The organism is Streptomyces sp. NPDC057271, assembly GCF_042668715.1.
Lineage (GTDB): Bacteria > Actinomycetota > Actinomycetes > Streptomycetales > Streptomycetaceae > Streptomyces.
Genome location: NZ_JBHUYJ010000056.1, coordinates 39,342 through 50,931 on the forward strand (window position 1 = coordinate 39,342; position 11,590 = coordinate 50,931).

Sequence of the window (11,590 nt, forward strand, 5' to 3'; positions counted from 1 at the left end):
GCAATGCCGATCATCAGCCCCGAGGCCGGCCACCTGACCGTCCTCAACCTCTTCAAGACCGACTCCCGCGACCGCGTCGACACCCTCGTCGACGAGATGAAGAAGATCGTGGACGTCGCCGCCTACCCGGGCTGGATCTCCAGCACCGTCCACCGCGGCCAGCAGAACCCGGGCACCGCCAACTTCATCCAGTGGCGGGGCATGGACGACCTGGAGTCCCGGTACAACGACTCCGAGTTCAAGCACCACACGGTCCCGGTCTTCCGCGAGATCACCACCTACGTCCGCCTGATGCAGACCGAGGTCGAGCTGAGCCAGCGCCACCCCGGGTACGGCGACGTCACCGAGGTCTCGCCCGAGCGCGACGACTACACGGTCATCGAGATCCTCGGCGTGAAGCCGAACCAGCAGGGCGCCCTGGTCGACACCCTGGGTGCCGCCCACGAGTGGCTGGTGGACGTCCCCGGCTACCGCTCGCAGAGCGTCATGCGTGGCATCCGCTCCCGCAACCTGGACGGTGGCCAGGGCACCCTGGCCACCGTCGGCACGGACAACGACTTCGTCGTCGTCTACTCGCAGTGGGACGGCAAGGTGTTCTACGACTCCTTCCGCAACCAGCCCGAGGCCCAGTGGATCCGAGCCCGTGACGCCTACCAGGAGAAGCGGTACGCCCTGACCACCAGCGTCGACTGGAACGGCTACCGCGCGGTCCACACCCGCTCCGCCGAGCAGCCGGTGGCCGGCGCCGCCGCCGCGAGCTGATCCCCGGACCGACCCCCCACAGACGTAGGGCCCCTGGCAACGCCAGGGGCCCTACGTGGTGTCCGCGCCGCTTCACCCGGCGATCGTGGCCCAGTGCCACCGCGAGTCGAAGGAGGTGACCTCGATGTCCGTGCCGTCGGCGACCAGCGCGGCCGCCAGGGTGGTGGCCCCCGCGACGAAGGCGGACGCTCGGTCGGCGGCCAGCAGGTCCTGCTCGTCGAAGGGGAGCCCCTCGCAGCGCAGCAGCCGGAGGTCCATGAAGCCGTTGAAGCGCCGGCCGAGGACCTCCACCGCCTGCGGGCTGCGGACGGTGAACCGCACCCGGGCCGCGACGTGCCCGTTGTGATGCTGGTCGGAGTAGTACGCGATGTCCGGGATCGCCGGCGGAACGAAGTGGTCGCGCGCCGCGATCTCGGGCACCTTCGGCAGGTTGCCGACCAGGAAGTGCCAGGAGTTGTACTGCATCCGGGAGGAGATCGCCCACGCGGTGTCGGCCAGCCGGGACGCCGAGCCGCCGAAGAGCTGCTTCGACTCCTCCGAGGGCACCACGCAGCAGAAGAAGTGCGGGATCTCCCACGCGGCGATCGTCGGGTACGCCTCCGCGCGCAGCGCCTCGATCAGCGCCGGAAGCGACCGCATGCCGCGGCTCATCGCGAAGTCCGCGTCGAAGACGACCGTGGCGGCCGTCACCGTCTCGTACACCAGCGACTCCAGGCCGGAGCCGAAGTCGCCGTGCGGTTCCGCCAGCCAGCCGGGGGAACCCTCCAGGGCCGCGGACAGCTCCGCGAACGTGGCGCCGGAGACCGGCAGACGTTCGCTCAGCCGGGCGCACAACACGGCCTCCAGACGCGCCGCTTCGTCCTTCACGGGGCCCGAGACCCGCTCGATCTTGTGCATCAGCGGTCCGTGGATCTCCCGGTAGAGCTGGACCGAGGAGCCCATCAGCTCACGGCGGCGGGCGGCCAGCGCGTCGGCCAGCTCGCCGAGGGCGAGGACGCCGTGCGCGGCGGGGGCCGGCACCGGGGGCAGGCCGGGCGCCGCGGCGTCGTAGGCGGCGCGCGTGCGCTCCAGGAGGAGCGCCACGTGGTCGAGCGTCAGCTGTGTCCCGTTGGCCTCCTCGATCCGGGCGTACCCGGCCGAGCGCACGAGCAGCGTCAGGCAGACGACGAACAGGACGTCGCTGTCCGCCCACAGCTCCAGCGGGATCGTGCGCAGGCTGCTCAGCACGCAGTCGGGATGTCCCGGACGCAGTGTCTTGCCGGTGAGGTTGTTCTGGTCGCGGAAGTTCGTGTACCGCCGGTCGCCGGCGTACAGGACGAACGGCGCCGTCCGCAGTGCCGCCTCGGTCAGCTGCTCCAGGACCTCGCGCCGGCCCTCGGCACCGGCCTCGTGGAGCCAGTTGCGGCAGTCGCGTACGGAGGCGTGCCAGCGGTCGGTGGCGAGGGTCAGCTCGACCTGGTAGTCGGCGAGGTCCTCGGCGGACCACGGCACGCGCAGGACGCCGTCGACCAGTTCGGCCTCGCCGCTCAGCGGGCCCCCGGACGGGACCCGGAGCAGGACGCGGCCACTGCGGTCGAGGCCGATCTCGCCGAGGAACGCGGTGTCCGCGTCCTCGGGCCGGTCGGTGGCCCGGCCGTCCTTCCGCCAGTTGCGGCCGACGAGCACCTTGAGCGCGGCCTCCTCCTTCACGGGCAGCGCCCGCAGCTGGATGTCGGCCGGGACGTGCCCGCCGAGCGTGAGGAGGATGTCGACGGCGGTGCCGAGGTCGGGGGCGTCGAGCGCCTGTCGCCAGGTCTTCCGGAGCAGTACCGGGAACCCGGCGTCCCGCGCGCCCGGCGGCTCGGGCCTCTCCGCGACCCCGGCGGCGCTGCCGAGTCTGCTCGGGCGGCGGCTCCGGCGGGCCTTGGCCATCGCGGCCCGCCGGTCGAGCGTCCGGTCCGGCTCGGTGGGGATGGTCATACGGTCCCTCCGGTGGTCAGTTCGATGTGCTCCCACATGCGGGCCTCGGTGGCGGTCCAGTCCTCGTCGACGTAGATGCAGTCGACGGGGCAGACCATCACGCACTTCGGGCAGCCGGAGCAGAGCTCGGGCACGATCACGACGTTGAGCCCGTCGTCGAAGATCGCCCCGAACTCGGGCGGGCAGCTGCGCAGGCACGTGTCGCACGTGATGCACTCCGACGTCTCGATGCGACGCGGGGGCTTCTTCCAGTTCTCGTCGCGGGAGCGCTCGGCGATCCGCTCGGCGCGAGCGGTGTCGGCTCCGGACGGGGTCTCTTTCACCTTCGGCACGGTGTGGTCACCCTCTTCCTCTCTGGTGGGACACACGGGTGGGGGCGGGGAACGGTGGTTCAGAAGGCACCGAAGTACTCGCGGTGCTCCCATTCGGTGACGACGCCGGCGAGGGCCTCCGGCGGGGCGGTGGCGGACCAGGCGTCGAACCGGTCGGCCTCGCTCTCCTTCAGCTTGGCCAGGCACGCCTTGAGCGGGGCGCCGAGCAGCCGCTCGGCGCTCTCGCCGGCGCGGAAGGCGTCGAGCGCCTCGCGCAGTGTCCGCGGCAGCCGGGGGCGCGAGGCGGGGTCGGCGGCCGGGGGCCCGGCGAGCATCCCTTCGAGTCCCGCGTGCAGCTGGGCGGCGATGAGGAGGTACGGGTTGGCGCAGGGCTCCCCGATGCGGTTCTCGACATGGGTGGCGCTGCCGCCGCTGAGCACCCGGACCATGGCGCTGCGGTTCTCGAACTGCCAGTCGACGGTGGTGGGCGCGAGCGTGAACTCGGGCGCGAGCCGCCGGTATCCGTTGACGGTCGGCACGGAGAGGAGGCAGAACTCCCGGGCGCGGGAGAGCAGTCCCTCGATGTACGCCCGGCCGTCGGCGGAGACGGCGTCCTGGAGACCGTCGCCCTCGGCGAAGAGGTTCCGCCCCGTCTTGGCGCTGCTGACGGACTGGTGGAGGTGCCAACCGCTGGCGTCGAAGCTCTCCAGGCGCGGCAGCGTCATGAAGGACGCGTGGTGGCCGAGGCGCCGGCACTCCTGCTTGAGCTGGGTGCGGAGCAGCAGCATCGCGTCGGCGGCGTCGAGGGCCCGCATGGGGTTGAAGGTGGTCTCCAGCTGGCCGGGGCCCGACTCGTGCTCGAAGGAGCGCAGCGGCAGGCCGAGGCGCATCAGCATCGCGGCGAGGGGGTCGGCGATGTCGGCGACGGAGTCGTAGGCGGAGTCGAGGTTGAACTGGTAGCCGGGGTTGACGGCCACCACCTGGGGGGCCGGTCCCTGGGTGCCGAAGCCGTTGCCCTCGTTGCCGACGGGACCGCCGGCCAGCCGGGTCAGGTACCACTCGACCTCCAGGCCGATGACCGGCGACAGGTCGTGACGGGCGTACTCGGCGAGGACCCGGCGCAGCACGTCGCGCGAGGAGAGGGGGTGCGGGGTGCCGTCGCGGAGGTACTCGTCGCCGAGTACCCAGGCGGTGCGCGCGCCGTTGTCACGGGGCAGCACCTGGAACGTACGGGGGTCGGGGACGAGCACGAAGTCGCCCGCTCCCAGGAGTTCGCCGACGCCGACCCCGGCGTCCGCGAGGAAGTCGACGGCGACGGCGTGGCCGGTGTCGAAGAGGAACGGCCCGGCGCTGAAGTCCATGCCGTTGCGGAGCACCGAGCGGAACACCTCGGCCGGGACCGTCTTGGAGCGGGCGAGCCCGTGCGGGTCGCAGAACGCGACCCGCACGAGGTCGACCTCGGCCAGCTGGAGCTCGACCTGCTCGGCCGCCACTATCTGGCGTTCGTCCCAGAGCCCGAACTCGGCGACGAAGGAGGGGCGTCCGACGCCGCTGTCCTCGCCGAGTGTGGCCCACGACCTGGAGACCATGTTCACTTTCCTTCCGCGGAGAGATGGGGGCGCGCCGGAGCGGGGCCGGGGGCCGTCGCGCAGAGTCCGGCGGCCGGGAGCGCGACGTCGTCGTCGGCCGGGCCGCCCCTGCGCCCGGCGGTGTACGGGGGGCGTCCGGTGCCGCCTTCCTCGCCGTTCGGAGGCCACGGCACAGGGAGCATGATCATTTCCCTTCCGCCGGCTGGCCCGGAGGGACCAGGGCGAGGCCGAGGGCCGACTCGACGAGTTCGGCGGTCCGGAGCACGAGGCCGTCGTCACCGACGCGGCCCACGAGTTGGAGCCCGACCGGCAGGCCGGCGGGCGTGAGGCCGACGGGCAGCGACAGGGCGGGCTGACCGGTGAGGTTGAAGGGGTACGTGGCGGGCGACCAGGACAGCCAGCGCAGCTCGGCCGGGTCGGCCGCCCAGGGCGGGGCGATCGCCTCGGCCGCGAACGGCTCGATCGGTACGGTCGCCATCACCAGGAGGTCGTAGGAGTCCATCACCGCGGCGAGCCGGATCCGCAGCGCGAGCCGGGTGTCCTCGGCGCGCGCGACCGCCGCGGCGCCGAGCGAGCGCCCGTACCGCACGACCGCGAGCCTGCCCCGGTCGCACCGGGCGTCGTCCTCGGGGGCGGTGCCGTGCGCGTCGGCGGCGGCCAGGATGTCCACGAGCGCGCCGTACGGATCGGAGAACGGCACCTCGACCCGCTCGACCCGATGGCCGAGCGCGGCGAGGACCGGCAGCACGCCTTCCGTGACGTCACGCACCGGAGCCGACGTACCGGGGAACTCGATCCAGCCGATCCGCAGCGGTCCCGCCGCCCGCCCGGGGGCCGAGGGCACCCCGGCCGAGTCCGGGTCGCGGCCGTCGGGACCGGCGAGCACCTTCATGAGCTCAGCGACGTCCGCCACGCTCTGCGCCAGCGGCCCCACATGGGACAGCCGCTCCGGGCACGGCGGGACGTACGGAACGAGCCCGTACGAGGGCTTGAAGCCGACCACTCCGCAGAAGGCGGCGGGGATGCGGACCGAGCCCGCGCCGTCGGTGCCGAGCGAGGCGGTGCACATTCCCGCCGCCACGGCCGCCGCCGACCCGCCGCTGGAGCCGCCCGCGGTCCGGTCGCGCGCCCAGGGATTGCGGGTGGGAGAGAAGACCCGGCTCACCGTGCTCGCGCTCCAACCGTACTCGGACGTGGTCGTCTTGCCCACGACGATCGCGCCCGCCGCACGCAGCCGCGCCACGGACGGCGCGTCGGCCGGCTCGCGACGGTTCGGCAGCAGCGAGCCGCGCCGGGTCCCGAGGGACTCGGTCTGGATGAGGTCCTTCACCGACACGGTGCTACCGAGCAGCGGCCGGTCGCGGAAGGCGGCCGGGCCGAGGGCGGCGAGCAGCCGGTCGGCCGCCTCGGCCTCGCGCAGCGCGCGGGCCTCGGCGACCTCGACGTACGCACCGATCTCCGGGTCCGTAGCGCGGATCGCACCGAGCACGTCGAGGACGTGACCGGTGACCGTGGAATGACCGTCGAGAAGAGATTTCCGTGTGGTGTGAATGCCGTGGCGGACCGGCTGCCTGCTCTTCATCGTTGTGGACTCTGACACGAGACCCATACAAGTCATCGCCAGAATTGCGCGCAACTCACCTATCGAGAACGGGCGTTACATCTGCTTCCGATCCACAGTTGAACGTGATTTCTTGCGAATGTGACAGCCACCGGAGCAGCATGTTTCCCAGATAATTCCCCCATACATATCGCACAGGAGAAGACCCGATGACTCCACGGATGGACAACCCCTCCCTGGTCGTTCCCGGTGCCCTGCAGCCCCTGCTCGACCTGTCCGAGGTCATCGGCAAGGTCGGCATCCCGCAAGCGACCCTCGACCTCGTCCGCCTGCGCGTGAGCGAGATCAACGGCCGCGACTGGACCCTCGTGGACCGGGCCGGCCTGGCGAACGGCGCCGACGACCGCCTCCCGCTCGTCGCCACCTGGCGCACCGAGACCGTCTTCACGGACGCCGAGCGTTCCGCCCTCGCCATGGCCGAGGCCGTCACCCTCCTGGCGGACCCGGAGCACATGGCCTCCGACGAGGTGTGGGAGGAGTGCGCCCAGCACTTCACCGAGGAGCAGCTCGGCGCCCTGCTCATGCATGTCGGCCTGGTCAACATGTGGAACCGGGTCAACGTCGCCTCCAACCAGGCCCCCGCGGTCTGGCGCTGACGAAGGGATGCGTACCCGTGAAGCTCATCAACGCCGGTCTGGGCAGGACCGGCACGACCTCGCTGAAGGTGGCCCTGGACCGGCTGGGGCTGGGGCCCTCCTTCCACATGTTCGACATCGTGGACGACGACGCGCGCCTGGAGCAGTGGGAGAGGATCGTCTGCGACGGGGAGGACCCCGACTGGCGGGCGGTGTTCGCCGGATACTCCTCCGCGGTCGACGGTCCCTGCACGGTCTACTACCGGCAGCTCGCTGAGGCCTTCCCGGAGGCCAGGTTCGTCGTCACCGTCCGGGACGCCGAGGGCTGGTACCGGAGCACGTACGACACGCTCTACCAGTTCGTCCTGCGCAGCAAGGAGCGTCCGCCGGAGCCCGGCTCCCGTCAGGAGCGGCTGCTCCGCGTCGTCAGCACCATGATCTGGGACGGCGTCTTCGAGGGCCGCTTCGAGGACAAGGACCACGCCGTCGCGGCGTACCGCCGGCACAACGAGGACATCGTGCGCGCCCTCGGCGCCGACAAGGTGCTCGTCTACGACGTACGCCAGGGTTGGGATCCGCTGTGCGCCTTCCTCGGGGTCGACGTCCCCGACGAGGAGTTCCCGCACGCCAACGACTCCGCCGCCATGCGGCAGCGGATCGCCCAGGCGGCCGGCGCCCCGGTCGCGGCGGGCTGAGCCGGCGAGGAGCTGATCCTGTGTTGATCACGGAAATGACGGTCCCGGGCGCCTACCGCGTCGAACCGGAACCGCTGAGCGACCGTCGGGGGCATTTCTTCGAGTCGGTGCGTGCCAGCGCGATCCTGGCCGAGAGCGGCTGGGACTTCTCGGTCCGGCAGGTGAATTACTCGGTGTCCAGGAAGAACACGCTGCGGGGAATTCACGGCACCAAGGTCCCGCCCGGTCAGGCGAAGTTCGTGACCTGCGTTCGGGGCAGCGCGCTCGATATCGCGGTCGACCTCCGGGTCGGTTCCCCGACGTTCGGGCAGTACGACGTCACGTACCAGAGTCCGGAGACCGGGACGGCCGTGTACCTGCCCGACGGCATCGGCCACGCCTTCCTGGCCCTGACCGGCGACACCTGCATGAGCTACCTCTGCTCACAGGAGTACGTGCCCGGCACGATGATCGACGTCGACGCGCTCGATCCGGAGATCGGCCTGCCGTGGGAGCTGAGGGAACCGCCGATCCGCTCGGACAAGGACGCGGTGGCGCCCACCCTCGCGGAGGCGGCCGCGCTGGGCATCCTGCCCACGTACGAGCAGTGCCTGCCGCGCCCCTTCGGAGTCCTGCAGAACGGCTGACGTCCGCGGGTGCGGGCACATGAGAACGGCAGCCGGTGCCCTCGGGCACCGGCTGCCGTTCTTCTCGTCCCGGCACGAGGCCGTCCTCACCCGGCGTGGGCGCGGATCCGGGCCATCAGATCGGCCTGCCGTACCAGCTCGCGATGGTGCGCCGGACGGGCCGGGGCGTCCCGGACCGCCGCGTGGAAGGCGCTGAAGACACCGAGGAACTGGTCCGAGGCCGGCGCGACGATCCGCGTCTCCCGGTCCCGCTGCTCAAGGCGCAGCACGGGACGGGCGTCGCGTGAGGGCGTGAACGCCCATTCGAGGGTCAGCCGCCCCTCGCTGCCCCAGAGGTCGTACGTCGAGCGGTAGCCGTGCGAGAGGCCGAAGGAGCAGTGCGCGGTGACACCGGAGCCGTCGCGCAGCAGGGTCGCACCGGACACGTCCACGCCCAGCTTCGCGTCGAACTCCATCGACGCGCCGAGGACTTCGATCGCCCCGCCCAGGTACTCCTGGGCCGCGCGCACCGGGTAGCAGCCGACTTCCCACAGGGCGCCGCCGCCGAGTTCCGCCTGGTACTTGATGCCGTTCGGATCGGTGGGCGGAATACCGAAGACACCGTTGAAGGAGCGGAGTTCGCCGATCGCGCCCTCGGCGATCAGGTCCTGGGCCAGGTCGTGCTGGGGGTGCCGGAGGAACGCGAAGTTCTCCATGATGAGCAGCCCGCGCTCCTCGGCGAGATCGGCGAGCATCCGGGCGGTCTCGGCGCTCGGCACCGCCGGCTTCTCGATGAGGACGTGCTTGCCGGCCTCCAGCGCCCGGCGCGCCCACTCCGCGTGCTCGCTGTTCGGCAGCGGGACGTACACGGCGTCGACGCCCGGCGCGCGGAGAAGGGCCTCGTACCCCTCGACGGCCGCGCAGCCCGTGTCGGCGGCGACGGACTCGGCCTTCGCCAGAGAACGGCTCGCGACCGCCACGAGATCGAACGGAGACCTCCGAATCGCGGGGATCGCCCGGCGCACGGCGATGTCGGCGCACCCGATGATGCCGATACCGGCTCTCCGCTCGGATTCCTGGTCGGGTGTCAGATCTTCGATGTTCACAAGTCCACCTAAGGGCAAGAGGAATTCACATGCCTGAATCGGGATGAGGTCAGAGTGGATAAGCAGAACTTTATTTGTCAACACCCGCGTACATCGCGGCCGGTACGCCCTCGAACGCGACTTCCGGCCGTTCGATCCCCCGCTATAGAGTGCGGGCATCCGCTCAGATCGACAGGGAAATTCACGAAGGAGGTGCGACGGTGAAGGGCATCGTCCTGGCCGGCGGTAATGGAACGAGGCTCCATCCGATCACACTGGGCGTTTCGAAACAGATGCTCCCGGTCTACGACAAGCCGATGATTTACTACCCGCTGTCGGCGCTGATGCTGGCCGGGATACGCGAAATCGAGATCATCACCACTCCCGAGGATCAGGAGATGTTCCGCCGGCTCCTCGGCGACGGCTCCTGGCTCGGTATCAACCTGAGCTACGCGGAGCAGGACAAGCCCCGCGGTCTCGCCGACGCCTTCCTGGTCTCCGCCGACCACATCGGCGACGACTCCGTCGCTCTCGTCCTCGGCGACAACATCTTCCACGGCTACGAGTTCGGCCCCATGCTCCAGCGTGCCGGCCGGGACCTCGAGGGCTGCGTCCTCTTCGGCTACCCGGTCCGCGACCCCGAACGCTACGGCGTCGGCACGGTCGACGGCCAGGGCCGCCTGACCGCCCTGGAGGAGAAGCCCGCCAAGCCGCAGACCAACATGGCCATCACCGGCCTCTACCTCTACGACAACAAGGTCGTCGACTACGCCCGGGAGCTGAAGCCCTCCGAGCGGGGCGAGCTGGAGATCACCGACCTCAACCGGGTCTACCTGGAGCGCGGCGAGGCCCGGCTCATCCCCCTCGGCCGCGGTTTCGTCTGGCTCGACACCGGGACCCACGACGCCCTCATGGAGGCCGGCGACTACGTCCAGGTCCTGGAACACCGCCAGGGCGTGCGCATCGCCTGTCTGGAGGAGATCGCCTGGCGCATGGGCTTCATCGACCGTGACGCCTGCTACCGCCTCGGCAGCCGTCTCGCGAACTCAGCCTACGGTCAGTACATCATGGAGATGGCCCAGGCCGGCTGAGTCCGCCCACCGCGCCGCACGGCGTGGAACCAAGGAATACGCCCACTCACCGGAAGAGGCCCCTCCTCATGAAGATCCTGTTCACCGTCGGCGGGAGCCAGGCGGCCGTCTTCGGCGTCGCCCCGCTCGCCGCCGCCGCCCGGAACGCCGGGCACCAGATCATGCTCGCCGCAGACGAGCCGCTCATGGCCGCCGCGGCCTCCGTCGGGCTCCCGGCGATCTGCATCACCCCCGAGCGCATGCGCTACGGCCAGGAGTCGCTGACGGCCACGGCCCGCCTCGACGCCCTCCTGGAGCTCACCGGGACCTGGACCCCGGACCTGGTCGTCGGCGGCCTCTCCCATGTACCGCGCGTCCTCGCCGCCCGCCTCGGGGTTCCGTACGTCCGGCACATCTGGCACATCGCGCCGATGGCCCGCCGTGACCGCGCCGCCGTCGCCGAACTCCAGCCGGAGCTGGAGCGCCTGGGCCTGGCCGAGCTCCCCGAGCCCGATCTCTTCATCGACCTCTGCCCGCCGCCGATCCGCCCCGAGGGCGCCCCCGCCGCCCGCGCGATGCGCTGGGTCCCGCGGGTCAGCCAGCGGCGCGTCGAGCCCTGGATGTACACCCGCCCCGAGGGCCGCCCCCGCGTCCTCATCACCGCGGGCACCCGTAACCTCATGCTCGACACCCCCGGCAGCTCGCTGCGGAAGCTGGTCGGCGAGCTCACCGGGGCGGGCGCCGAAGTGCTCATCGCCGCGCTCCCCGAGGCCGCCGAGAAGTACGGCGCGGAGCTCGGCGACGTACGCATCGGCTGGATCCCGCTCGACGTGGTCGCCCCCACCTGCGACCTGGCCGTCCACCACGGCGGCGCCACCACGGCGATGACGCTGGTGAACGCGGGCGTACCGCAGCTGATCATCCCCGACAACGGCTACGGCAAGGCCGTCGCCGAGGCCATAGCGTCCGTCGGGGCGGCCGTCGTGGTCGACAAGCACCGCCCGGAGGAGGGCCGTGACCCCGACGAGGTGATCGCAGCCGGCTGCCGGGAGATCCTCGCCGATCCCGGGTACGCGGCGCGGACCCGGGCGCTGGCCGCCGAGGTCGCCACCCTGCCGACGCCCGGTGAGGTCCTCCGCGAGCTGGAAGCCCTCGTCGCGTCCTGACCCCGTCCCCGAAGGCCGGCCGGTGCCCCACCGGCCGGCCTTCGGCTTTCCGCGCGGCCGGTGACGCACGCCCCCCGCCCCGCTCCCCCGCCGCCGTACGCCACACGCCCTCCCGAGCACGCGCGACGCCCCGAGACCGTCGGTCTCGGGGC

General features: G+C 71.5%; 12 protein-coding genes. 6 read left to right on the forward strand and 6 right to left on the reverse strand.

Going from position 1 to position 11,590, the window contains the following annotated elements; all coding sequences use genetic code 11:
* The first annotated feature begins 3 nt into the window (after nt 1-3).
* On the forward strand, nt 4-762 hold the full coding sequence (locus tag ACFUJR_RS24140; RefSeq protein WP_383170503.1) for an antibiotic biosynthesis monooxygenase: 759 nt from the start codon (nt 4-6) through the stop codon (nt 760-762).
* A 72-nt stretch (nt 763-834) separates the two neighbouring features.
* Here ACFUJR_RS24140 and ACFUJR_RS24145 read toward each other — a convergent pair whose 3' ends face one another.
* Genes ACFUJR_RS24145 through ACFUJR_RS24165 form a run of 5 tightly spaced genes read right to left on the reverse strand, consistent with a single transcriptional unit; the run spans nt 835 to nt 6,203 of the window.
* The gene (locus ACFUJR_RS24145; RefSeq protein WP_383170501.1) at nt 835-2,721 is read right to left on the reverse strand and encodes a hypothetical protein; all 1,887 of its coding nucleotides are present in this window, start codon (nt 2,719-2,721) and stop codon (nt 835-837) included.
* On the reverse strand, nt 2,718-3,053 hold the full coding sequence (locus tag ACFUJR_RS24150; RefSeq protein WP_383170499.1) for a 4Fe-4S dicluster-binding protein: 336 nt from the start codon (nt 3,051-3,053) through the stop codon (nt 2,718-2,720). Before ACFUJR_RS24150 ends, ACFUJR_RS24145 begins: the two co-directional genes overlap by 4 nt.
* 59 nt (nt 3,054-3,112) lie before the next feature.
* Nucleotides 3,113-4,621 (reverse strand): glutamine synthetase family protein, encoded by a 1,509-nt coding sequence (locus ACFUJR_RS24155; protein ID WP_383170497.1) that lies wholly within the window; start codon nt 4,619-4,621, stop codon nt 3,113-3,115.
* A gap of 2 nt (nt 4,622-4,623) precedes the next feature.
* Complete coding sequence (locus ACFUJR_RS24160; RefSeq protein ID WP_383170495.1) at nt 4,624-4,803, reverse strand: hypothetical protein; 180 nt, start codon at nt 4,801-4,803, stop codon at nt 4,624-4,626.
* Between the two features lie 2 nt (nt 4,804-4,805).
* Nucleotides 4,806-6,203, reverse strand: coding sequence for an amidase (locus ACFUJR_RS24165; protein ID WP_383450706.1), 1,398 nt, complete (start codon nt 6,201-6,203; stop codon nt 4,806-4,808).
* A gap of 188 nt (nt 6,204-6,391) precedes the next feature.
* Between ACFUJR_RS24165 and ACFUJR_RS24170 the strand changes: the two genes are divergently transcribed.
* Genes ACFUJR_RS24170 through ACFUJR_RS24180 form a run of 3 tightly spaced genes read left to right on the forward strand, consistent with a single transcriptional unit; the run spans nt 6,392 to nt 8,138 of the window.
* Nucleotides 6,392-6,838: a carboxymuconolactone decarboxylase family protein gene (locus tag ACFUJR_RS24170; RefSeq protein ID WP_383181629.1), complete on the forward strand. Its 447-nt coding sequence runs from the start codon at nt 6,392-6,394 to the stop codon at nt 6,836-6,838.
* A gap of 17 nt (nt 6,839-6,855) precedes the next feature.
* Nucleotides 6,856-7,512: a sulfotransferase family protein gene (locus ACFUJR_RS24175; RefSeq protein WP_383181626.1), complete on the forward strand. Its 657-nt coding sequence runs from the start codon at nt 6,856-6,858 to the stop codon at nt 7,510-7,512.
* Between the two features lie 20 nt (nt 7,513-7,532).
* Entirely contained in the window at nt 7,533-8,138 is a 606-nt protein-coding gene (locus ACFUJR_RS24180; protein WP_383181624.1) for a dTDP-4-dehydrorhamnose 3,5-epimerase family protein, read from the forward strand.
* Between the two features lie 86 nt (nt 8,139-8,224).
* Here ACFUJR_RS24180 and ACFUJR_RS24185 read toward each other — a convergent pair whose 3' ends face one another.
* Nucleotides 8,225-9,223: a Gfo/Idh/MocA family protein gene (locus tag ACFUJR_RS24185; RefSeq protein ID WP_383181425.1), complete on the reverse strand. Its 999-nt coding sequence runs from the start codon at nt 9,221-9,223 to the stop codon at nt 8,225-8,227.
* A 200-nt stretch (nt 9,224-9,423) separates the two neighbouring features.
* Here ACFUJR_RS24185 and rfbA point away from each other — a divergent pair, with 200 nt between their 5' ends.
* Both rfbA and ACFUJR_RS24195 read left to right on the forward strand, forming a co-directional pair.
* Nucleotides 9,424-10,293 (forward strand): glucose-1-phosphate thymidylyltransferase RfbA, encoded by an 870-nt coding sequence (gene rfbA, locus ACFUJR_RS24190; protein WP_383181422.1) that lies wholly within the window; start codon nt 9,424-9,426, stop codon nt 10,291-10,293.
* A gap of 68 nt (nt 10,294-10,361) precedes the next feature.
* Entirely contained in the window at nt 10,362-11,438 is a 1,077-nt protein-coding gene (locus ACFUJR_RS24195) for a glycosyltransferase (RefSeq protein ID WP_383181419.1), read from the forward strand.
* The last annotated feature ends 152 nt before the right edge of the window (nt 11,439-11,590 follow it).